At 63.5% G+C, this 21,987-nt stretch carries 23 protein-coding genes; 12 read left to right on the top strand and 11 right to left on the bottom strand.

Annotation, left to right across the window (positions count from 1 at the left end):
- The first annotated feature begins 15 nt into the window (after nucleotides 1–15).
- From FJ471_RS16750 to FJ471_RS16710, 9 genes are all read left to right on the top strand, one after another.
- Nucleotides 16–1,047, top strand: a complete 1,032-nt coding sequence (locus FJ471_RS16750; RefSeq protein WP_140804885.1) for a sugar ABC transporter substrate-binding protein — start codon at nucleotides 16–18, stop codon at nucleotides 1,045–1,047.
- Nucleotides 1,048–1,205: 158 nt separating this feature from the next.
- Nucleotides 1,206–2,189 carry an ABC transporter permease gene (locus tag FJ471_RS16745; protein WP_140804883.1) on the top strand — a complete coding sequence of 328 codons (984 nt, stop codon included), beginning with the start codon at nucleotides 1,206–1,208 and terminating at the stop codon, nucleotides 2,187–2,189.
- Nucleotides 2,179–3,711 carry a sugar ABC transporter ATP-binding protein gene (locus FJ471_RS16740; protein ID WP_140804881.1) on the top strand — a complete coding sequence of 511 codons (1,533 nt, stop codon included), beginning with the start codon at nucleotides 2,179–2,181 and terminating at the stop codon, nucleotides 3,709–3,711. Before FJ471_RS16745 ends, FJ471_RS16740 begins: the two co-directional genes overlap by 11 nt.
- A 63-nt stretch (nucleotides 3,712–3,774) precedes the next feature.
- Nucleotides 3,775–4,770 carry an ABC transporter permease gene (locus FJ471_RS16735; protein ID WP_140804879.1) on the top strand — a complete coding sequence of 332 codons (996 nt, stop codon included), beginning with the start codon at nucleotides 3,775–3,777 and terminating at the stop codon, nucleotides 4,768–4,770.
- A gap of 1 nt (nucleotide 4,771) precedes the next feature.
- Nucleotides 4,772–5,557: an SDR family oxidoreductase gene (locus FJ471_RS16730; protein ID WP_140804877.1), complete on the top strand. Its 786-nt coding sequence runs from the start codon at nucleotides 4,772–4,774 to the stop codon at nucleotides 5,555–5,557.
- An 18-nt stretch (nucleotides 5,558–5,575) separates the two neighbouring features.
- Nucleotides 5,576–6,781, top strand: a complete 1,206-nt coding sequence (locus FJ471_RS16725) for a CaiB/BaiF CoA-transferase family protein (RefSeq protein ID WP_140804875.1) — start codon at nucleotides 5,576–5,578, stop codon at nucleotides 6,779–6,781.
- A gap of 2 nt (nucleotides 6,782–6,783) precedes the next feature.
- The gene (locus tag FJ471_RS16720; protein WP_140804873.1) at nucleotides 6,784–7,572 is read left to right on the top strand and encodes an enoyl-CoA hydratase/isomerase family protein; all 789 of its coding nucleotides are present in this window, start codon (nucleotides 6,784–6,786) and stop codon (nucleotides 7,570–7,572) included.
- Nucleotides 7,569–9,362, top strand: coding sequence for a CoA-transferase (locus FJ471_RS16715; RefSeq protein WP_246684744.1), 1,794 nt, complete (start codon nucleotides 7,569–7,571; stop codon nucleotides 9,360–9,362). Before FJ471_RS16720 ends, FJ471_RS16715 begins: the two co-directional genes overlap by 4 nt.
- A 10-nt stretch (nucleotides 9,363–9,372) precedes the next feature.
- Nucleotides 9,373–10,221, top strand: coding sequence for an SMP-30/gluconolactonase/LRE family protein (locus FJ471_RS16710; protein ID WP_140804871.1), 849 nt, complete (start codon nucleotides 9,373–9,375; stop codon nucleotides 10,219–10,221).
- A gap of 70 nt (nucleotides 10,222–10,291) precedes the next feature.
- On the opposite strand, the gene pqqE is transcribed toward FJ471_RS16710, so the two are convergent.
- The 4 genes from pqqE to pqqB are packed head-to-tail and all read right to left on the bottom strand — an operon-like array spanning nucleotide 10,292 to nucleotide 13,402.
- Nucleotides 10,292–11,419 carry a pyrroloquinoline quinone biosynthesis protein PqqE gene (gene pqqE / locus FJ471_RS16705; protein ID WP_140804870.1) on the bottom strand — a complete coding sequence of 376 codons (1,128 nt, stop codon included), beginning with the start codon at nucleotides 11,417–11,419 and terminating at the stop codon, nucleotides 10,292–10,294.
- The gene (pqqD, locus tag FJ471_RS16700) at nucleotides 11,416–11,712 is read right to left on the bottom strand and encodes a pyrroloquinoline quinone biosynthesis peptide chaperone PqqD (protein WP_140804868.1); all 297 of its coding nucleotides are present in this window, start codon (nucleotides 11,710–11,712) and stop codon (nucleotides 11,416–11,418) included. The genes pqqE and pqqD overlap by 4 nt, the downstream gene beginning before the upstream one ends.
- Nucleotides 11,709–12,467: a pyrroloquinoline-quinone synthase PqqC gene (pqqC, locus tag FJ471_RS16695; RefSeq protein ID WP_140804866.1), complete on the bottom strand. Its 759-nt coding sequence runs from the start codon at nucleotides 12,465–12,467 to the stop codon at nucleotides 11,709–11,711. Before pqqC ends, pqqD begins: the two co-directional genes overlap by 4 nt.
- The gene (pqqB, locus tag FJ471_RS16690; protein ID WP_140804864.1) at nucleotides 12,464–13,402 is read right to left on the bottom strand and encodes a pyrroloquinoline quinone biosynthesis protein PqqB; all 939 of its coding nucleotides are present in this window, start codon (nucleotides 13,400–13,402) and stop codon (nucleotides 12,464–12,466) included. The genes pqqC and pqqB overlap by 4 nt, the downstream gene beginning before the upstream one ends.
- A gap of 100 nt (nucleotides 13,403–13,502) precedes the next feature.
- Between pqqB and FJ471_RS34825 the strand changes: the two genes are divergently transcribed.
- A complete protein-coding gene (locus FJ471_RS34825; protein WP_181179464.1) occupies nucleotides 13,503–13,736 on the top strand; it encodes a hypothetical protein in 234 nt (77 codons plus the stop codon).
- Nucleotides 13,737–13,820: 84 nt separating this feature from the next.
- On the opposite strand, the gene FJ471_RS16680 is transcribed toward FJ471_RS34825, so the two are convergent.
- From FJ471_RS16680 to FJ471_RS16670, 3 genes are all read right to left on the bottom strand, one after another.
- Nucleotides 13,821–14,723: a substrate-binding domain-containing protein gene (locus FJ471_RS16680; protein ID WP_140804862.1), complete on the bottom strand. Its 903-nt coding sequence runs from the start codon at nucleotides 14,721–14,723 to the stop codon at nucleotides 13,821–13,823.
- Nucleotides 14,695–15,219, bottom strand: a complete 525-nt coding sequence (locus FJ471_RS16675) for a c-type cytochrome, methanol metabolism-related (protein ID WP_140804861.1) — start codon at nucleotides 15,217–15,219, stop codon at nucleotides 14,695–14,697. The genes FJ471_RS16680 and FJ471_RS16675 overlap by 29 nt, the downstream gene beginning before the upstream one ends.
- Before the next feature lie 158 nt (nucleotides 15,220–15,377).
- The gene (locus FJ471_RS16670; protein ID WP_140804859.1) at nucleotides 15,378–17,279 is read right to left on the bottom strand and encodes a methanol/ethanol family PQQ-dependent dehydrogenase; all 1,902 of its coding nucleotides are present in this window, start codon (nucleotides 17,277–17,279) and stop codon (nucleotides 15,378–15,380) included.
- Nucleotides 17,280–17,976: 697 nt separating this feature from the next.
- Here FJ471_RS16670 and FJ471_RS16665 point away from each other — a divergent pair.
- Complete coding sequence (locus FJ471_RS16665; RefSeq protein ID WP_140804857.1) at nucleotides 17,977–18,330, top strand: hypothetical protein; 354 nt, start codon at nucleotides 17,977–17,979, stop codon at nucleotides 18,328–18,330.
- A gap of 51 nt (nucleotides 18,331–18,381) precedes the next feature.
- Here the strand turns inward: FJ471_RS16665 and FJ471_RS16660 are convergent, their stop codons facing one another.
- From FJ471_RS16660 to FJ471_RS16645, 4 genes are all read right to left on the bottom strand, one after another.
- Nucleotides 18,382–19,122: an ATP-binding cassette domain-containing protein gene (locus tag FJ471_RS16660; RefSeq protein WP_140804911.1), complete on the bottom strand. Its 741-nt coding sequence runs from the start codon at nucleotides 19,120–19,122 to the stop codon at nucleotides 18,382–18,384.
- Nucleotides 19,091–19,837 (bottom strand): ABC transporter permease, encoded by a 747-nt coding sequence (locus FJ471_RS16655; RefSeq protein WP_181179474.1) that lies wholly within the window; start codon nucleotides 19,835–19,837, stop codon nucleotides 19,091–19,093. The genes FJ471_RS16660 and FJ471_RS16655 overlap by 32 nt, the downstream gene beginning before the upstream one ends.
- Before the next feature lie 77 nt (nucleotides 19,838–19,914).
- Nucleotides 19,915–20,904, bottom strand: coding sequence for an ABC transporter substrate-binding protein (locus tag FJ471_RS16650; RefSeq protein WP_210242031.1), 990 nt, complete (start codon nucleotides 20,902–20,904; stop codon nucleotides 19,915–19,917).
- Nucleotides 20,905–20,944: 40 nt separating this feature from the next.
- Nucleotides 20,945–21,154 carry a hypothetical protein gene (locus FJ471_RS16645; RefSeq protein WP_140804853.1) on the bottom strand — a complete coding sequence of 70 codons (210 nt, stop codon included), beginning with the start codon at nucleotides 21,152–21,154 and terminating at the stop codon, nucleotides 20,945–20,947.
- 289 nt (nucleotides 21,155–21,443) lie between these two features.
- On the opposite strand from FJ471_RS16645, the gene FJ471_RS16640 reads away from it, so the two are divergent.
- On the top strand, nucleotides 21,444–21,824 hold the full coding sequence (locus tag FJ471_RS16640) for a cytochrome c family protein (RefSeq protein WP_140804851.1): 381 nt from the start codon (nucleotides 21,444–21,446) through the stop codon (nucleotides 21,822–21,824).
- The last annotated feature ends 163 nt before the right edge of the window (nucleotides 21,825–21,987 follow it).

Genomic DNA, 21,987 nt, shown 5'->3' with positions numbered 1-21,987 from the left:
CCCTGGGAGAGAAAAATGAACTGGTCCAAATCAATCCTGCTCGCATCCGCGGCCATGCTGGCCATTGGCGCGGCGACGGCGCGCGCCGAGAACATGCCCAAGCACATCGGTTACGTCACCAACTACGCCACGCATGAGTGGTACCAGAACGTCATCAAAGGCATGAAGGCGCACGGCAAGGAATTGGGGATCGAGGTCGAGGTGCAGGACGCCAATCTCGACATAGCCAAGCAGGTCGCCGCGGCCGAAGATTTCATCGCCAAGGGCGTCGACGTGCTGATCATCACCCCGGTGAACGAGGAAGGCGTGGTGCCGCTGCTGCGTCAGGCCAAGGCCGCCAACATCCCGGTGGTGCTCGAGGGTAACCCGGTCAAGGGCATGACCACGATGGTCGCCATCTGCGACTACGACACCGGCTATTTCTCCGGCGTCGAGGCCGGCAAATATGCCAAGGAAAAGCTCGGCGGCGTCGCCAAGGTGATGAATGTCGGCCTGCCGTTGCTGTCGGCGACGGTGCTGCGTTCGCAAGGCTTCATGGACGGGCTGAAGACCATCGTCCCAGACGCGGTCATGGTCCACGATCTCGATGGCGGCGGCAATCCGGACCGCGCGCTCGAAGTGTCTTCGGCCGCACTCGCCAAGAATTCCGACATCAACATCATCTACGGCATCAACGACTCGTCCTCGCTGGGCGGTCTGCAGGCCTGGAAGGCGGCCGGCAAGTCGCAGGACGGCCTGCTGACGGTCGGCACCGGCGGCGAAGGGCTCGCCTTCATCAACGCCATGCAGAACGAACCGTCCTACCGCATCGAGGCCGCCATGTTCCCGGAAAAGGAAGGCTTCACGACCATCGACGCGGCGGTCAAGCTGTTCAACAACGAGCAGGTGCCGGAGCACATCGTCAGTCCGACCGCGCCGATGACTGGCGACGACTGGAAGAAATACTATGATTATGACGGCACGACCCGCACCATCAAATGGGACGCCGTCAACGCGCTCCAGCCGCCGGCAAAGTGCATGAAGACCTCGGCCGATCTGAAGAAATAAGTCGGTCGGAGCGGCCTTTCCCGCATCGCGGGAAGGGCCGTCAGCTAGGTCGGCGACGACACGGCGCGGGCGCCTGACCTTAGAGATAGAGCATGATGTCGTCCGAAAACCGCTTCACACTTTTCGGCATCATGCTCTAGCGACGGGAATGGACTGACATGAGCGAGCTTACACACGCTTCCACGCAGAAGCGTTTCATCGGCGGCCAGCTTCTCGGCAGCAGCCAGCTGGTGCTAGGCGCCATCCTGGCGGTGCTGTGCATCGCCATCTCGATCGCGGCGCCGCAGTTCTATTCGGAGGCCAACATCATCGCCATCCTGCGCCAATGCGCGCTGGTGCTGATCGTCGCCTCGGGCATGACAATGCTCATCATCACGGCGGAGGTCGACCTGTCGGTCGGCGCCTCGCTCGCCTTTGTCGGCTGCATCGGCATGGCGGTGCTCAATTCCACCCACAGCCTCGCGCTCGGCATGCTGGCGGCGCTGGCCTTTGCCGGCGGCGTCGGCCTGTTCAACGGGCTCGTCGTCACCAGGCTCAGGGTGAACTCGCTGATCGCCACCATCGGCACCATGATGATGCTGCAGGGGGGCGTCTATCTGTTCACGCGCGAGGCGGTACAGAACCACAATCAGCTGGCAAGCTTCACCGACCTCGGCGCCGGCTATGTCGGCGCGGTTCCGGTTCCCGTCATCCTGGCGGCGCTGATCTTCGTCGTCGCCTATGTGACGCTGCGCTTCACCACGCTCGGCCGCTATCTCTACGCGGTCGGGGCCAATGAAAAGGCGGTGCGCCTGTCCGGCCTGCGTTCGGAACGGCTCAAGCTGCTTGCCTTCGTCGTCACCGGCCTGTGCGTCGGCGTCGCCGGCATGATCCTGTCCTCGCTGATGAATGCCGGACAGCCGACAGCCGGGCGCGGCTTCGAGCTGACGGTGATCGCCGCCGTCATCCTCGGCGGCACCAGCCTGCTCGGCGGCCGCGGTTCGCTGTTCGGCACGCTGCTCGGCGTGCTGGTGCTGAAAGTGATCGACAACGGGATCATCATCCTGGGCTGGAACCAGGACCTGCAGATGGTGGTGCCGGGCATCGTCATCATCCTGGCGACCTATCTCGACATCATCCGGAACAAAGCCAATGTCCGTTGATTTCCTTCATCCCGGCGAAGGTGCTGCCATCGACACGAATGTGCCGGCGCTGGAGATGCGCGGCATCGGCAAGCGGTTTCCGGGCGTGGTGGCGCTGGACAATGTCGACTTCACCCTGGAGCCTGGCAAGATCCACGCCCTGATGGGCGAGAACGGCGCCGGCAAGTCGACGCTGATCAAGATCATGGCAGGCGTCTACGGCAAGGACGCAGGCACCATCCGCATGCGTGGGCGCGAGGTCGACATCAAGTCGCCGCGCGACAGTTTGAAGGAAGGCATCAAGGTCGTTTTCCAGGAGATCGCGTTGATCTCCGAATTCACCGTGGCGGAAAACATCTTCCTCGAAGGCTATCCGACCGGCAGGACCGGCTCGATCGACTGGAAGAAGATCCGGGCGGACTCGGCGGCGCTGTTCAACCGCATCGGCTTCAACGTCGATCCGGCGGCACGGACCGGATCGCTGCCGGTCAGCCAGCAGCAGATGGTCGAGATCGCCCGCGCGCTCGCCCACGAGGCGCGCGTGGTGGTGATGGACGAACCGACATCCTCGCTGACGCCGAACGAAGTCTCGCTGCTGTTCACCGTCATCCGCCGTCTGGCGGCGCTCGGCATCGCCGTGGTCTATGTAAGCCACAAGCTCGACGAGGTGTTCGAGATCGCCGACACGGTGACTGTGCTGCGCGATGGACGCCACATCTCGACCAGGCCGATCGGCGAGCACACCAACGACACGCTGATCCAGGACATGATCGGCCGCCGGATCGACAACCTCTTTCCCCGCCAGCGCGGCGCGGCGGGCAGCAAGGTGGCGCTCTCGGTCGAGAAGCTCAGCACGGCGAAGAAGCTCATCGACGTGTCCTTCGAGGCGCGCGCCGGCGAGGTGCTCGGTTTCTTCGGATTGATGGGCGCCGGCCGTACCGAGCTCGCCAAGGCGATCGTCGGCTACGATCCGATCATTTCGGGCACCATCGCGGTCGACGGCCAGCGCCTCGCGCCGCACGACACGCGCACCGGCGTCCGGCTCGGCATCGGCCTGCTCACCGAGGACCGCAAGAGCGAAGGCCTGATGGGCGAGCTGCCCGTCTACCAGAATGCCAGCCTCGCCTCGCTCGGCGCGTTCGCCCGATTGGGCTTCGTCGACAAGGCGAAGGAGCACCAGGCGGTGCAGGACTATGTCGATCGCTTCCGCATCAAGACGCCCAGCCTGTTCCAGCAGATCAAGAACCTGTCGGGCGGCAACCAGCAGAAGGTGCTGATCTCGCGCTGGCTGATGCGCGGCCTGAAGGTCATCGTCGTCGACGAGCCGACGCGCGGCATTGATGTCGGCGCCAAGTCGGAAATCTTCGCGCTGATCGACCGGCTCGCCGGCGAAGGCCTGGCGGTCGTCATGATGACGTCGGAGATGCCGGAGCTGCTCGGCCTCGCCGACCGTATCGCGGTGATGTGCGAGGGCCGCCTGACCGCGATCATGTCGCGCGAGGACGCCACGCAGGAGAAGATCCTCAATGCGGCGATCGGATAGAACCATGACGCATCGCCGCAGCATCCCTGGCGATACGCGCCATTCCCTCGGAGGAGGCAAGCGATGAGCCTGGCAAGCACGGCTTCCGCAAAAGACCAGCCATCCATGCTGGCGAGGCTCTTTGCCCGGCAGGAACTCGCGCTGCTCGTCTGCCTCATCCTGGTGCTGGCGTTCTTCTCCATCACAGTGGAGAACTTCTTCTCCGTGCGCAACATGACCAACGTGCTGGGCCAGGCCTCGCTGGCGCTCACCGCTGGCATCGGCTGCGCCATCGTCTTCATTTCCGGCGAGGTCGACATCTCGATCGGCTCGCTGCTGGCGACCATCGCGCTGCCGCTGATCATCATCATGAACGACACCAACTCGCTGCTCCTCGGCGTCGGCGGCGCGCTGCTGTTCGGCCTGATCATTGGTGTCGTGAACGGCTATCTCGTCGCCTATGCCGGCATCAACTCGTTGATCGTCACGCTCGGCACGATGTTCATCATGCGCGGCGGCGTCTATCTCTACACCGGCCAGCGCGCGATCCCCGACGACGCCAGCCTCGACAGCTTCATCGCGCTGTCGGATGGGCGCCTTTTCAACATCGTCCCCTATTCGGCGGTGATCGCGATCGCGCTCCTTGTCGCCTTCGGCTACATGATGCAGCACCGGCCGTTCGGGCGGCAGATCTATGCCGTCGGCGGCAATCAGGAAGTGGCGCGGCTGGCCGGTTACGACGTGCGGCGCGTCAAGTTCATCTGCTTCATCATCAGCGCGCTGCTCGCCACGGTCGCCGGCATTATCCTTGCCGCGCGCGTCGGCTCGGCGCAGCATACCGCGGGATTGAATTTCGAATTCCAGGTCGTTGCCGCGACGGTGCTCGGCGGCGTGAGCCTCGCCGGCGGCATCGGCAGCCTGACCGGCATGGCGCTGGGCGTCCTGATCCTGCAGTTCCTGTCCAACGGCCTGCGCGGGCTCGGGCTGCCGACCGAATGGCAGCTGGTCATCACCGGCATGATCATCATTGCCGCGGTCGCCTTCGACGAGGCGAAGCGCCGGCGCGCGAATGGAGGCTGACATGGCTCGTCTCGAAGGAAAAACCGCCGTCATCACCGGTGCGGCCGACGGTATCGGCCACGCGATCGCCGAGGCGATGGCGCGGGAAGGGGCGCGTGTCTTCCTCGGCGATATCGCCGACGAGGCCGGTGAGAAGTTCGCCGGTGCACTTCGCGCGGCCGGCCGTCGCGCCGACTACGTCCATTGCGATGTCTCCCAAGAAGCCGATATCGCCGGCCTGATCGACAGCGCCGTCAAGAAGACCGGACGTCTAGACGTCCTGGTCAACAACGCCGCCATCGCCATAGGCGGCATGCCGGTGCACGAGATGACCGACGAGCAATGGCACCGGCTGATCGCGGTCAACCTGACCAGCGTGTTCCGCGGCTGCAAATACGCGCTGCCGCATATGATCGCGCAGAAGTCCGGCTCGATCATCAACATGGCCTCGGCGCAGGGCCATATCGGCCTCGACGGCTGGACCGCCTATGCCGGTGCCAAGGGCGCGGTGATGGCGATGACGCGCCAGATGGCGGTCGAGTTCGGCCCTGTGAACATCCGCGTCAACTCGATCTCGCCGGGCACCATCAACACGCCGATGAACGACAGGCTGATCAAGGAGATCGGCGGCAGCCTCGCCAAGGCCTGGGTCAAGATGCATCCGCTCGGCCGCATCGGCGAGCCTTCCGAGGTAGCCGAGGCCGCCGTCTATCTGGCTTCCGATGCGGCCGGCTTCACCACCGGCACCGACCTGCGCGTCGATGGCGGGCTGACGGCAGCGCCCCGCTACGTTCCCGAACTGCTTTGAAACGAAACGAGACATGAAATGAACAAGGCCCTCGAAGGCGTCCGCATCCTCGATTTCAGCCATCTGTTGCAGGGGCCCTTCGCCACGCAGCTGCTCGGCGACATGGGCGCCGACATCATCAAGATCGAGCGCGCCGGCGCCGGCGACATGTTCCGCGGCATGACCTTTTTCGCCAAATGGGTCGGCGGCTCCGAGAGCCCGAACTTCCTCGCCTGGAACCGCAACAAGCGCTCCATCGCGCTCAACCTCAAGAGCCGTAAGGTGCACGCCATTATCATGGAGATGGCGCGGACCGCGGATGTCGTGGTTCAGAATTTCCGTCCCGGCGTGCTGGCCAAGCTCGGTTACGGCTATGAGGATTTCAAGGCCGTCAATCCGCGCATCATCTACTGCTCGGGTTCGGGCTATGGCGAGGAGGGCCCCTATGTCGAGCGCCCCGGACAGGACATGCTGATCCAGGGACTGGCCGGGCTGATCGCCAACACCGGCCGGGGCGACCAGGCCCCGGTTCCGGCCGGCGCTGGCCTCGCCGACCAGATCGGCGCCATGAACATGGTCTATGGCATCCTGTCGGCGCTCTATTATCGCGAGAAGACCGGCAAGGGGCAGAAGATCGAGGTCAATCTGCTGGCCGGCCTGCTGGCCCACCTCAACCAGGAATATGTCGCCGTGCTCAATCTCGGCGAGGATTTCGTGCGGCCGAATTCCGGTATAGGCCATCCCGGCATGCAAGCGCCGTTCGGCATCTACGAGACGAAGGACGGCGGCTACGTGTCGATCGCCATGAGCCCGTTCAAGACGCTCTACGAGGTGCTGGAGGCGCCGCAGCTCGCCGTCTACGACGACCTGAAAACCTTGTTCGACAAGCGCGACGAGGTGTTCGAGAAGGTCAATGCCGAGACGAAGAAGTTCGCAACTCAGGATCTGCTGGCGCGACTTCTCAAGGCCGATATCTGGTGCGCCGAGGTGAAGGATATCCGTCGCGCCGCGGAAGACCCGCAGGTGAGGCATATGGGCATGATCACCAGTTACGATCATCCGCGCGGCGGCAAGGTGCGGGTGGTGGCGCCGGCGGTCAAGATGAGTGAGACGCCCGCGACCATCGAGCGGCCGGCGCCGCTGGTCGGCCAGCATGGCCGCGAGATCCTGGCCGAGTTCGGCCTGTCGAAGGATGAGATCGCAGCGCTCGAAGCCTCCGGCGACATGACCGTGGACGCGGCCTGACGATGCGCGACTACCAGACGCTCACGGTGGAAACCCAAGGCCGCGTCGCGGTCGTCACCTTCCGCCGTGCCGACCAGCTCAACGCCATGAACCGGCTGATGCAAGGCGAGATCACCGAAGCGTTCGAGGCGCTGTCCTCCGACGCGGGCGTCGGCGCGATCGTAGTGACCGGCGAGGGGCGCGGCTTCATGGCCGGCGCCGACATCAAGGAATACGCCGCGCAGACGGCGGCCGAGTTCGACACGTTCCAGGCTGCCGGCATGCGCATGTATGCGGCGATCGAGGACAACCGCAAGCCGGTGATCGCGGCGGTCAACGGCTTCGCGCTGGGCGGCGGCATGGAGCTGGTGCTGTGCTGCGATATCGTGATCGCCAACCAGTTCGCCAAGCTCGGCCTGCCGGAGATCAAGCTCGGGCTGATCCCCGGCGGCGGCGGCACCCAGCGCAGCGTCGCCAGGCTCGGCCGCAACCGCGCCAATCTTCTGCTGATGACCGGCGCCATCGTGCCGGCCTCCGAGTTCGTCGATGCCGGCCTGGTCAATGAGATCGTCGATGTCGAAAGGCTGATGCCGCGCGCGCTGGAACTGGCCGGGATGATCGCTGCCGAGCCGGCCGCCGCGATCGAGGGCCTCAAAGCCCTGACGGCGCATGCCGTTTCTGGCGATCTGGCCGAAGGCCTTGCCATGGAGCGCAACATATTGGGCGGCCTCTACCGCAGCGAGACCGGCCAAAGGCGCGTCAAGGAATTCGCCGAGAGGAGCACGACGAAGGCGAAAAAGGCCGGGCCGTGAAGACCGTCGATCGAACCGCATTGTCCCTGGTCAAGCCGAACCGGCCGCGCTTCACCGATGTCGAGGGCCTGGCGGCGATGGTCGGCGACGGCGACGTCTTTGGCGTCGGCGGCCACCACTTCGCCAGGCTGCCGATCGCCTTGCTGGGCGCGATAGCCGGGTCCGGCATCAAGGATTTGCGCTACGTCTCCTGGGCTGGCGGCCTGCCGCTCGAGCTGCTGCTCGGGGCGGGCGCGGTGGCGGAAGTCGAGCTTTGCTTTTCCAGCCTCGACATCTTCGGACTGCCGCCGAAATTCCGCGCGGCTGCCGAGAACGGCGCGATCCCCGTCCGCGACTGGACGGCCCTGGCCATGATCCAGGCGCTGCGGGCGGCGCAGCAGAACCTGCCGTCGATGCCGTTCCAGCTTCCTCAAGGGTCCGACATGCTGGCGCGCGTGCCGGGCGCGCGCGCCGCGTCCGATCCGATTTCCGGAACCGCTACCGGATTTATCCCGCCGCTGCGGCTCGACACCTTGGTCGTCCATGCCCAGCGCGCCGACGAAAGTGGCAATGTCGAGATCATCGGACCGCGGGCGCTGGACTTCGCCATGGCCGGCGCGGCGCGCCAGGTGCTGGTCACGGTCGAGGAGATCGTGCCCGTCGGGGCGCTGCGGCGGGATGGCCGCCAGAGCATCCTCACCCGCAACCAGGTTTCGGCGATAGCGCTGGCGCCGGGCGGCGCCTATCCGGCCTCGTGCCTGCCATTCTATGTCACCGACTATCAGGCCTTGTCGGTGGCGTTCGCGGCGAAGGACGTGGCTTTGTCGGATAGGCTCGGCCTGCCTGCGGGCGGCCTGCCGGAGCGGCTTCAAAAAGCGGCCAAGGTCAGCGCCGCAACGGTCGTCGCGATGCCTGCATTGGCGCAGGGCGAGGGGCAAGCATCCGTCGAAGAGATCATCGCCGCGCGGATCGCCGCCGAGCTCGACAATGAGAGTTTCGCCAGCGCTGGTGCGGTATCGCCGCTCGCCAACGTCGCCTACCGGCTGGCCAAGGCAACGCATGCGCCGGACATGATCATCGCGACGATGAGCTGCGGCCATCTCGACATCGCGCCGAGCCCGATGGTGCTGTCGCTGATCGAAAGCCTCGATTGCGAGACGGCCGTGGCGCATGCCGGCGGCGACGACACCTACTCGACCTATTACCAGGCGGGCGCCGTGACACACGAGATCGTCGGCGCCGCGCAGGTCGACCGGCACGGCCGCGTCAACACCATCGCGCTGCGCAAGCCGAGCGGCGGCCTGATCCGGCTGCCGGGGCAGGGCGGCATGGCCGACGTCGCCAACATGCATCGCGACTACCTGCTCTACGTCCCGCGCCATTCGGTCCAGTCGCTGGTGGGCGCGGTCGAGATCGCAAGCTCCGCCCGCGGCCTGCTGACACCGGCCGAACGCGAGCCGATGGGCTATCGTACAGGCAAGGCGCTGGTCTTCACCGATCTCTGCATCTTCCGGCTCGACCAGGCATCACGGGAATTGATCGTCATCGAAACCATGCCCGGCGTTACCCGGCAGCAGGTCCGTGAAGCCACCGGGTTCGAAGTGACATTCGATGCCGACTGCCGCGAGGTGCCGATGCCTTCCAGCGATACGCTTGCCGTGCTGCGAAACCGCATAGACCCGCTTGGCCTGCGGCGTCTGGAATTCGTCAGCGCCAAGGAGCGTGGCGCGCTGATCGCCGAGATCCTCGCGGCCGACCGTGCCATGGTCGAGCGCTGCATCGCCGCGCAGAGGCCGCTTGCCGCAAGCTGAGGAGCATTCCATGGCAAAGCCGTTGCTCGATATGTCCGCCGCTCGCGTTTTCTTCGACGGCATCTTCACCAGTCCGCGCGTCGCGCATCCGGAGGGCGTGGCTGTCCATCGCGACGGATCGATCTGGTGCGGCACCGAGACCGGCGATCTCGTGAGGCTGGCGGCAGACGGCGGCTCGGTCGAGCGCATGGGCGGCACAGACGGCTTCCTGCTCGGCATCGCTTTCGACAGCGCCGGCAATTGTTTTGCCTGCGACCTCAAGTATGCCGCGATCTTCCGCCGGGATGCCGCGACAGGTCGCATGGAGCGCTTCGCTTCGTCCGGCATTCGCGTGCCCAACTATCCGATCGTCGACGAGGCGCGGGGCTGGCTGTTCGTTTCCGACAGCGTCGGCGAGGACAATCGCTCGGGCATCTTCCGTTACGATCTCAGGACGGGCGAGGGCGGCCTGTGGTGCCGTGAGGTCATGAGGTTCGCCAACGGCATGGCCATGGCGCCGGACGGCAACGGGCTCTATGTGGTTGAGAGCGATGCGCCCTGCGTCAGCTATGTGCCGATCCTCGCCGATGGTGCGGCAGGGGTCCGGCAGGTCGTCGTCGAAGACGTGCGCAATGTTCCTGACGGGCTCGCCTTCGCGCCCGACGGCTCGCTGCTCATCTCATGCTACGAGCCGAGCCGGATCTATCGCTGGCGAAAGGAGCAAGGCCTCGAAGTGCTGATCGAGGATCCGGCGGCGACGACGCTGGCGCATCCCACCAACATCGCCTTCAAGGGCGACAAGCTCTACACCGCAAACCTTGGCCGCTGGCACATCACCGAGATCGATCTTGCGGCGGTTCCGGGCCTGAGCGGCGCTTAATCCGGCAAAACACACACAGTGCCGCCGCAAAGGGCGAGGGTATCCTTCGGGCCGTCATCGGTGGGCAGATTCAAGCCCGAGTGCTAGGTCGGATTGTGGCGCCGATCCGCCGGAAAATGAAGCTTTCATTTCCCTCCGATGCTGCCTCTTCCTGCGCGGCGTCGGTGAGTATCGCCATGTACTTGTGGATCGGCGATTTGACGCAGGCCGGATCCGTTGCCGCGGCGTCGCCGGCAATCGCCATCGCCTGACACCTGCAGCCGCCCCAATCGACCTCGCGGCGCTCGCAGCTTCGGCACGGCTCCTGCATCCAGTCGGTGCCGCGGAAGGCATTGAATGCCGGTGAATCGGTCCAGATTTCGGCGAGCCTGCGTTCGCCGAAGCGCTCGAAGCGGAGCGAGGGAATCGTCTGGGCGGCATGGCAGGGCAACACGATGCCGTCGGGCGCCACCATGAACGCGTCGCGCGCCCAGCCGCCCATGCATGGCTTGGGATAGATGGCAAAATAATCCGGCGTGACGAAGTCGATGTCCATGATGCCGGCGAGCCTTTCGCGCGCCGCCGCGACAATGTCCGCCTGCCGGTTGACCGCCGCCAGGTCGGGCATCAGCCTATCGCGGTTTGTCAGCGCCCAACCGGCATATTGAACATTGGCGATCTCGATCCGCTCCGCACCCAATGACAGGGCGAGATCGATGTATTCCGGCACTTCCTGGATATTGTGCCGATGGACCGGCGCATTGATGGTGAGGGGCAGCCCGGCCGCGCGGGCGCGGCGTGCCGTCTCCAGCTTCTTCTCGTGGCTGCCCTGGTGGTTGCCGATACGGTCGGTGGTCGCCGGGCGGGCGCCCTGGAAGCTCAGTTGCAGATGGTCGAGACCGGCTTCGGCAAAGGCCTCGATGCGGCCCTCGGCAATGCCGACGCCGGCGGTGATAAGGTTGGTGTAGACGCCGCGCGCCGAAAGCCCGGCGATCAATTGCTCGAGGTCGCGGCGCAGGGTCGGCTCGCCGCCGGAAAGATGCACCTGCAGCACGCCGAGATCGGCGGCCTGCGAGAAGAGATCGAGCCAAGTCTGCGTGTCGAGCTCGCGGTTGGCTTTCAGCAGTTCGAGCGGATTGGAGCAATAGGGGCACTGCAGCGGGCAACGATGCGTCAGTTCCGCCAGCATGCCGATCGGAGGCAGAATGGGCTCGCTCATAGCTTCACCAAAAGCTTGTCCGACCATTCCTGCAGGAAGGCGATGACGTCGGCCGCCACGTTCTCCGGATCCGCGTCATAGTCGGCCGCAAGACCGGTGATGATGTTGTCGACGGTGGACTGGCCGTCGCAGCGGCGCAGTATGTCGAGGCTTATCTCGTTCGGCCAGAACACTTTCTCCGGTGAAAGCACGGCGAAGGCCTGCCGCACGGGGTCGTACTGGATGCGCACATGCCTGGGCAGCGATGGCGCCGACCGCAACGACACGATGGCTCTTTTGCGTAATGCTGTCATGAGGCCGCCTCCGGGCGGAAGGCGCCGGGCGGTATGTTTCCCGGCGCGCCATAGGCATGCTGGAGCGCATCGAGCATGGCCCATAGTATATCGCATTTGAACACCAGCGCATCGATCGCCTGCTGCTGGCGTTCGGGCGTGTCGGCGTGGGCGAGCACATAGGCGAGGGCAAAGTCGGCGTCGCGCGATGCCTGTTCGGGCCGCCGGCTGAAATAGGCCAGTGTATCCTCGGTGATATAGTCGTATTTCGCCAGCATCGCCGGCACCCGCTCGCCGATGATGCGCGGCGAGAACATCTCGGTCAGCGACGACGCGACCGCCTCGAGCGGCGTCCGGTTGGTGCAGAACGACAGGTAGGCGCCGACGGCGAAGCGGGTTGCCGGCAGCGCCAGCCTTTCGCTTTTGACCGCTTCGGCATCGAGCCCGAGCGAGGTCGCCAGATGCAGCCAGCGCGCGATGCCGCCGCTCCAGCCGTCCTCGCCGTCATGGTCCTCGATGCGCTTGCGCCAGGCGGCGCGAAACGCCGGATCCTCGGCACGCGCCAGGATCATGGCGTCCTTGCGCGGGATGACGGCCTGGTAGCAATAGCGGTTCAGCGCCCAGGCCTGCATTTCGGCCTTCGACAGGGCGCCGCCGGTCATTCTGTGATGGAAAGGATGGCGGTTGTGATAGCGCTCGTCGCCGACCTGCCGCAGCACGGCCTCGAGCTCGCTCTTCGACAGGCCGCCCCGCGCCGCGTTGTGGAAATTGCTCAAAATTCCATCTCCATGCCATCGCTGGCGACTTCCCAGCCAGCCGCCCTGACCGCCGCGTGTTCGGCGGAATTCTCGTCCAGAACAGGATTGGTGTTGTTGATATGGATGAAGATACGCCGAGCGATCTTCACATCGGCGAGGCCGGCAATCGAACCCGCCTCTCCGGACATCGCGATGTGCCCCATGCGCGCGCCGGTTTTCTGGCCGACGCGGGCCGTGATCATCTCGTCGTCCGTGTAGACGGTGCCGTCGAACAGAAGGCAGGCGGCATCTGCCAGGCGCGCGCGCAGCGCGGCATCGATGCGCGCGCAGCCGGGAATGTAGAAAACAGCGGCGCGGCCATCGACACTGCTGATACGGACGCCGATCGTGTCGCCCGTGTCGGAGCTGAAATTGGCGCCGGGATCGTCTCTTTGCTCGAGATAGAGCGCGACCTTGCCTGGTACCGCGAAGCTGCCGACGACCAAGCCAGTCGGGTGGCCGTCCGCGTCGCGGATCGCCATTTCCTCCGTTGGCGCCAGGAGACGCCGCGGCACGATCGCCGGATCGAGAACATTGAAGATCGAATTCGCCTCCAGCGTCGCCAGCACCTGTGCCGTCGCATAGATCGCGAAGGGCTGTCGTTCACGCAGGCTGAGCAAGCCGGCGATATGGTCCACGTCAGCATTGGTCAGCACCACCGCGCGGATAGGCGTCGAGCGCAACGATGCGTCGGCCGCGGGCTGCAGCTCGGGCGCCTGCGCAATCTGCTGGCGGATATCGGGCGATGCGTTGAAAAGAACCCAGCCTATCCCGTCCGCCGACGCGGCAATGGATGATTGGGTTCGCGGATGCACGCCGGGCATCCCGGTGCGAGCCGCCCGGCTCAGGCGGTAATTGCAGTTCCATTGCGGAAAGCCGCCTCCCGCCGCCGATCCGATGATTTTCACGCGCATGGCAAATGCCCGCTCCGCGGCCCATCTGATGGGCTTCCCGGCGGTAGACAGTTTCGTATCCGCGTTTCCCGCTGCAAAGCCCTCACATGCGGCGGGGTGCATGCCCCTGCTGCCAGGGACATGCACCCTTGCGGCCTACTTCCTGGGAGGAATTTCAGCAGGCAGATACCGCGAAATTTCGAAGCCCGCAGCGACCTGGCACATGGTCGGTTTCTTCCAGCTCTTCTTCATGGCATTTCTCCTCTTCTGCCAGCCCGAAGGGGCCGGTCATGTCGTTGTCGCCATTGCGGGCGGGTGCAATGGCTCGTCCATCACTTCACAAATGGACAAATGAAACACTGGGTTCTCAAACAACTAAAAGAAACTATCCGCATCGACGATCGGTTCCTTTCCTCCATCGCATCTCCTGTCTTCGCGCTTACCCCGGCGTTGCCGTGATCGGGTTGTCGTGCTCGTCGATCAGCGGCACGTTATAGTCGAGCAGCAGCTTGTTGATCTCCGCCTGGTTCTCCCGGATCACCTTGTTGAGCGTACGCTTCCATTCCTGGTCGGATGGACGCACGCCCATGGTGATGCGGTAGGACATGCGCGAACCGGTCTTTTCCTTGACCAGCGGAACGATCGTGACATTCGCGTCGAGCTGCCTGACATAGTAGCCCGCCATCGGCCCCCACAGGATCGCCGCGTCGATCTTGCCGGCGAGCATGTCCTTGATCATGACCTCTCCCATCGACGGGGTGACGCGGGTGTCGACGGACAGCGGGTAGATCTTTGCCGTTCGCAAGAGCTTGTTGGCGGCCATGTTGGCGGTTGGCGGCGTGCGTTCGACGACGCCGATCCTCTTGCCGGTGAGCTTCGGATCCTCGATCGTCTCGACACCCTCGAGGTCATCGCCCTTCGGATGCACAAGCACATAGGAGGAGCGATAGTAGGCGTTGGTGTTCTGCACCAGCTCATCGCCCTGGGCATAGCCCATGATGACGTCGCATCGGTTGGCGGCGAGCGTGTTGCGCACGAAGCCGATGACGGTCGGAAACCATGTATAGGCGACCGACTTCCGCCCCGTCTTCCTGGCGACGAGCTCGGCCAGCTTGTTTTCGAATCCCTGGCCGTTCTGGTCGGTGAAAGGCATGTTCGAAGGATCGGCGCAGACGCGCAGAATGTCGGGGTCGACCAGTTCTCCCGCGGCGCCGAGGCCGGCGCCTTGCGCCCAAGCGGCCAACGGCAGCAAGGCGAGCGCGCCGAGCAGGGGCAGAACGAAACGTGGCTTCGATGCAACCCGGCTGGTCACTTCATCCCCCCATGCAGGATTTTTCGGCATCCTTGGCCGCCTGGGGCTTGTCCTCGTGCTTGGGCGGCCTGCCGCGCGGCGCGGCGCCGTCGGCGCGGGCGCGCAGATAGACGTAGAGGTCATCCAGGTAGCAGTAGACGTTCTTGTTGTCGCCAAAGGCCGGCATGACATTCTCCTTGCCGTTGGCGGTGTTCTTACGGCCCTGTGCAACGATCGAGAGGAAAGTAGGGTAGTCGATCGTTTTAAGGCTGTTCGCCAGGGCCGGGGCATAGGTCGAACCCATCCCGTCCTGTCCGTGGCAGACATGGCAGTCGGAGTGATAGCGGCGGTAGCCGCTGAAGGTGTACCAATCGACGGTTCCGTTCTCGATCTTGTAGGTTGGATTTCCATCCGCATCCAAATATTTGCCGCCGTCGTCCTTCACCGCCTTGGCTTTGTCGGCGCTGTCCTCGGCCTGCGCCGAAATTGAGCCGGCCAAAGGCAGAAGGGTCAGGGCGAGAACGGAAACTGCGATGCGGATGGACATTCAGACGCTTCCTTATTTTGCCAAAGGACGAAGGGGTGCCGTCGCAAAGCGGCGTTGGCCGGTGTTCGGGTATGCTGCAGATCGAGAGCCCGGCCGTTGCCTGCGGATGATCCGGGCTCTCGATCTTTCAGCCTTCGGTCTTGAGGTGTTCCGGAATATCAATCCGGAAGACCGAAGACGGTGAGCTGGCCGCCGAGCGTCGTGTAGTCGGCGAGTGCAGCGTAGCCACCGACCGCTCCGAGACCGGCCGTTCCAACGACCGCGGCCTGATCGCCTTGCGCGCGGCCCTGATCGACGGCGCCGTGCCAGGCAGCGGCGTTGTCGGGTGACAGCAGTCCGCCGGCGAGGCCGATGCCTGCCCATCCGCCGACACCGGACAGAACGGCGATGTACTGCTTGCCGTCATGCTCGAAGGGCGTGACGTTGCCGATGATGCCGGACGGGGTCTTGAACTTGTAGAGTTCTTTGCCGTGCTCATCGACCGCCTTGATGTAGCCTTCGAGCGTTCCGTAGAAGATGACGTCGCCTGCGGTCGCCAATGCGCCCGACCACACCGAGAACTGCTCGGGCTTCGACCAGACGATCTCACCCTTGGCGGCATCCCAGGCAATGAAGTTGCCCATGTTGCCGTCACCGCCGGGCGCCGGATACATCGACACCGTGGCGCCCACATAAGGCTGGCCGGCCGTATAGCTCACCTTGTAGGGCTCATAGTCCATGCAGACGTGGTTCGTCGGCACGTAGAACAGTCCGGTCTTCGGCGAGTAGGCGGCCGGCTGCTGGTCCTTGGTTCCAAGCGCTGCCGGGCAGATACCCGTCGAGTTGGTGTCTTCGCCGTTCTGCTGCGTCGAATATTTCGCCACGACCTGCGGGCGACCATACTCCTTGCTGTTGGGGTCCATGTTGACTTCGGTGGCCCAGTTCACCGCCGGGTCGTACTTCTTGGCGACGAGAAGTTCGCCGGTGGTGCGATCCATGGTGTAGGCGAAGCCGTTACGGTCGAAATGCACCAGCACGTCGTGCTTCTTGCCTTTGACCTCCATGCCGTCGACGAGGATCATCTCGTTGATGCCGTCATAGTCCCATTCGTCATGCGGGGTCATCTGGTAGACCCATTTGGCTACGCCGGTGTCGGCATCGCGGGCGAAGATGGTCATCGACCAGCGATTGTCGCCGGGGCGCTGGACCGGATTCCAGGTCGAGGGATTGCCGGTGCCGTAGTAGACGAGGTTCAGCTTGGGATCATAGGAATACCATCCCCATGTCGTGCCGCCGCCCGTCTTCCACTGCTCGCCTTCCCAGGTGTTCGTGCCGGAGTCCTTTCCCACCGGCTTGCCGAGCTGCGTGGTCTTGTCGGGATCGAGCAGCGTGTCCGCATCCGGACCTTCCGAATAAGCCTTCCAGGCGAGCTTGCCATCCTTCAGATTATAGGCGGCCAGCCACCCGCGGACGCCGAATTCCGCGCCGGATACGCCGACGAGGACCTTGTCCTTGACGACCACGGGCGCCGACGTGCCGGATTCACCCTTGCCGCCGTCGGTCTGCTCGCCGTTCTTGACCGACCACACGACCTTGCCGGTCTTGGCATCGAGCGCAACGACGGTGGTGTCGGCCTGGTTGAGAATGATCTTGCCGTCACCATAGGCAACGCCACGATTGACCGTGTCGCAGCACATGATCGGAATGACATTGGTGTCCTGCTTGGGCTCGTACTTCCAGAGGATCTTCCCGTCATTGTTGAGATCGAGGGCGAAGACGGTGTTCGGGAACGGCGTGTGAACATACATGACGTTGCCGATGATCAGCGGTCCGCCCTCATGACCGCGCAGAACACCGGTCGAGAAGGTCCACTTGACCTGCAGGTTCTTCACGTTTTCCTTGGTGATCTGCTTCAGCTTGGAGTAACGGGTGTTGGCGTAGTCGCCAGTCTGCATCACCCAATCTTTCGGATTTTCAGCCATCTTCACGAGATCTTCGTTAGCCGACGCTGTATAGAGCGCGCCTAACGACAGTAGGGCAGTGGTTGTTGCGATGTAGGTAGCTTGCGTAAGTGCGCGCATCAAATTCCTCCCATGTTGACAACAAGAAATCGGTATTCAGGCTCGCAAGAGCCTGTCCAGGCGATTCGTATTGGGAAGTATTTCCGGCAGCTGTCACGACCTAGACTGCAAATAGCAGAGGACCTTTTCTGTCCTTTACCAAACCAGCCCAGCCTACACCCGCCCGATGTGGCCTACGAAAGACTGCCGCCGCTCCCTTGTTACAGCGATGTCCTTGAAGCCGGAAACAGGATTAGGCTATGTCATTGCAAAATGTCAGGCAAGGAAAAACCCTTGCCGAAATTGTGCGATGCAGCATATATTTGATGCGATGCAATACAAAATTGAGGTACAAAGGATTATCCAAACTTCATGATGATATACAGTGTAAAATCGAGAGACTGCATATATAAAATCCTATAATATCGCGTTAAAAAGCGTGTGTACTTTGGCGTTTATTTATATATATTCCTTTTCCTTGCTGTATAGGATACTTATGGTTTTCCGTATTGATCCGGCTATGAAACAGTACTCATGAAGATGGGTTCTGTGGCGGGCCGTAAAGTTGCCTTGGAGCACTGCTGCCGGGGGGCAAGGCATTCCTCCTTTGGTCCTATACCGGGGCGGTGGGAACTTGACCGGGCGCGCGCCATGTCGCCAACTGGACACGATGGTGCTGCCTCGCCGCAGCGCGGGCGGGCAATAGGAGGAATTTCTCATGGTCAGATATGTTGGATTTTCGATCCTGACGCTCGTCTTTTCGTCGGCAACGGTCTTCGCAAACCCGGCCGGCGCTGCGGGAGACTATCCGACAACGACGATTGTCGACTATGTGCTCGGCTGCATGCGGACGAACGGCCAGACACGCCAGGCGCTGGAGAGCTGTTCATGCTCGATCGATGTCATCGCCTCGATCCTCTCTTACGATCATTATGAGAGGGCCGAGACCTTCAAGAGCATGTCCCTGACGACAGGCGAGAATGCAGGTCTGTTTCGCGAAAGCGCGCCGGCGAAAGCCGCGCGAACGGAGCTGAAGCAGGCGCAGGCCGAAGCCGACGTGCGTTGCTTCTGAAGCAGGAAGTCGGCAGCGGTTTTCCGTTCGCAACTGCATAGAGCAGTGTGATCAGCTCACGCCCGGAAATTTCTGATGGAACGATCGCAAAAGGTCGTTCGTCGCCTCGGGGCCGCGGTGTTGCCTGGGCAGCCCTATGTCGAAAACGCCGAGCACATGCGAGGGCCGCGGCGAAAGCACGATGATGCGATCCGCCAGCGCCAGGGCCTCTGCCAGGTTGTGCGTCACCATCAGGGCGGTCGTAGGCCTGGCCGACCAGACGTCGAGAAGCAGGCGCCGGAGCTGCCCGGCGGTCCGCCCGTCGAGCGAGACGAAGGGCTCGTCGAGGAACAGCACCGCCGGTTCGGTTGCGAAGGCCCGCGCAAGTGCCGCTCTTCGTGCAAGGCCGAGCGACAGCTCGGCCGGATAAAGCGAGCGCATGCCGGCGAGACCCAGCGTGTCGAACAGCGCGTCGAGATTTTTCACCCGCAGCTCTTTCGGCAGCGCCAGCCTGACATTCTGTTCCACCGTGCGCCAGGGCAGCAAGGTCGGTTCCTGGAACACGGCGGCTATGCGGTTCGAGCCGCCTTCGGGAAGCTGGAAAGAGCCGGAGAACTGCCTGTCGAGCCCAAGCAGTATGCGCAGCGTCGTGGTCTTGCCGCAGCCCGATGGTCCGAGCAGGCAGGCGAATTCGCCGTTTGGGACCTCGAAGGAAAGGTTCTTGAGCGCCGTGACCGAGACGCCCTGCGCGGACCTGAAGGTCTTCTCGGCGATGTCGACCCTAAGCGGGGCGGCGGCGCCAACGGGTTGCATGTCGTTCAACGGGCTGCACCAGAAGAAGTTCGATCACGAGCATCACCGCCACGAATGCCAGCGTGTAGGCAAGAATGGCGGCAACGTCGAAAAGCTGGAAATAGAGGTGGATCTGGAAGCCCACGCCATTGGAGCGGCCGAGCAGTTCGACCACCAGAACGATCTTCCAGATGAGAGCAATGCCGGAGCGCGAGGCCGCGGCCAGATAGGGCTGCAGTTGCGGGAGCAGGATATGGCGAACGCGATCGAGGGGACCGAAGCGGTAGACTGCCGCCATCTCGGCGTAACTAGGGTCCAGCGCCCTGGCGCCCTCACGCATGGTCACCACGACATTCGGGATCTTGTTCACGGCCACCGCGCCTATCGCCGCCGCCTCGTTGAGGCCGAACCAGATGTAGGCCAGCACGATGATCACCAGCGCGGGAATGTTGAGGAACAGGATGACCCAGGGGTTGAAGAACCGGTCCGCGCGGCGGTAGCTGCCGAGGAGGATGCCGATCACCGACCCGGCAATCATCGCGACGAGGTACGCGGCGGCGACCCGGCCGAGCGTTGCGCCGAGGTGGTAGAAAAGGTCGCCGCTCGCCGCCTCTCGCAGCAATACCTGCCAGACCTGTCCCGGTCCCGGAAAGGCAGGGCTCGGCCAGGCATTCGCCGCCAGGCTCCACAGCAGGCCTAGCCCGAGCAGAGAGACCGTCACCGTCAGCGCGGGCATCAGCGTCGCCGCAGGAGCGGAACGCCCGGAGATGCCGGCCGCTTCGCCGAGCGTGCGATCGCCACCCTCTCTTGCGGTCATTGCAGCGGCTCCTGCCAGAATGTGCCAGGCGCCATCTCCGGCGCGCTGCCGACCAGCTTTTCGCCGCCGATTCCGGCCAACACCCGATAGAGCTTGCCGGCATCGGCAGCCTCCTCGGAGACCGGCCGCCTGGGGATGCCCTCGCGGTAGCGGTCGCGCAGCTTTGCCAGCTCCTTGCCGTCCGCGCGGATGATCGGCGCGAGGCGCAGCCACTCTTCGTCGGACGTTGCCAGCAGATCCTTGGCCTGCGCGGAAGCCTCGAGGAAGCCGCGGGCGGCTTGCGGGTTATCGTTTGCCCATTTGTCGTGGAAGACATAGCCAAGCGTCGATACCGGACCTGAGGCTCCGAGCGCCATCTGCGCGTCGCCGGCGCCGATCAGCCGACGGAAGCCGTCGGCTTCGAGCCGGGCGCAGAAATGCCAGAAATTGAGCACCGCATCGAGCTCGCCTTGAATGGCCTTTTGCGAAATCAGCGGCGGCGCGCCAAAGACGACATCGCTCACCGCCGGCAGGTCGAGGCCGTGATCGCGCCTGGCCAGCGCCTGTATCAGCAGCCAGCTCTTGTCGAGCGCTCCGCCGGCGACGCCGATCTTCTTTCCTTTGAGGTCGGCGATGGTGCGGATCGGCGATGCGTCCTTCACCATGATCGCCCCGACGGCCGTCGAATAGGGGGCCAAAGTGACATCGCCGCCTTGCGAGCGCTGACGCGAGACCCACAGCCAATCGGTTACGATCATGTCGATCGCGCCTGCCAGCATCGCCACATTGGTCGCATCCTCCCCGGCTAAATAGATGACGTCCAGATCGATCCCGTTGGCGGCGTCGAACTTGTGTTGCTTCAGCGTATCAAGCTCCCAGCTCACCGTGCCGAACTTCAGCACGCCGATGCGAACCGTGGGCGCGACGGCAGCGGCAGTGGGGTGCGGGCCGAGCACCGCCGCCGTTCCAAGGGCCGCCAAACGAAGCGTTTCCCGCCGCGAAATCATGATGCGTCCTCCCGGGACTGCAACAAGTTTGGGGCGCCGGTCAGATTGCCCGGTCATTGGTCGGGAAAGCGCATTTCCAACGCCTGACCTTCAGGGCCGGGTGTTCCTGCGACCATTTCGCGATCTCGCTGGGCGCCAGCATCATGCATTGGAACAGGGAGCCACGGCTTTCAAAATAGAGATGCTCGTCCCGGCAATCGCCGGGATTGGCGCTCAGGCAAACCGTCAAGATGAGGTCGACCATATTCATTCAGCACCTCTTGCGCGCGAAGACGCCCGCTCTGGCTAAATGCCGCCGCCCCCATAGCCTGGGCAAATCTCAGCCTGGATGAAACCAGCCTGACCGATGTCCCGAGGTGCCCTTGGGATTCCAGAACGAGCTGAAGCTACGCGCTCGCCCCAGGACCGTCAACAAAGGCGAAAGTACAGGATGGGCTCTCTCCAGTGCCGGAGTCTGGACCTTCGTATGATTGACTTCCGCCATCCTCCAGCTAGCTTTTTACAGGCGCCGGGGATCTGACGATTGATGAGGAATTGCCATGCGCGCTATCGCATTTTTTGCCGTCACATTCCTGGTTACTTTCATCACGGACCAATCCTACGCGCAGGATGCGGCGGCGGGTGAGAAGGTCTTCACCAAATGCAAGGTCTGCCACGTCGCGGACAAGGATCAGAACAAGGTCGGTCCGTCGTTGAACGGCGTCATCGGCCGCACGGCCGGCACGCATCCGGGGTTCAGCTACTCCCAGGCCATGGTCGCGGCTGGAAAGTCCGGCGTCAAATGGGACGAGCCGACGCTGACGACCTATCTCCATGATCCAAAGGCCATGGTGAAAGGCACGAAGATGGCGTTTGTCGGCCTCAAGGACGACAAGGACGTGGCCAACGTCATCGCCTATCTCAAGCAGTTCTCAAAGTAGGGCAATTCTCGAAGTGGCGGCTTTCGGGCGGTTCAGTGTTTGATAGACTGAACCGCTCTAACTCTTTGTTTTCACACAATTCCGAAGGGAAGGCTACGGCGAAGTCGTCGAGCCCGACCGCTGCGCGCTTTCCTCGAATTGCTCCAGCGCGCCGTTCGATCAT

This window comes from Mesorhizobium sp. B2-7-1, from assembly GCF_006440735.1.
Taxonomy (GTDB): domain Bacteria; phylum Pseudomonadota; class Alphaproteobacteria; order Rhizobiales; family Rhizobiaceae; genus Mesorhizobium.
Note: the sequence above shows the minus strand (reverse complement) of the source record. Positions and strands in the feature narration are given on the sequence as shown.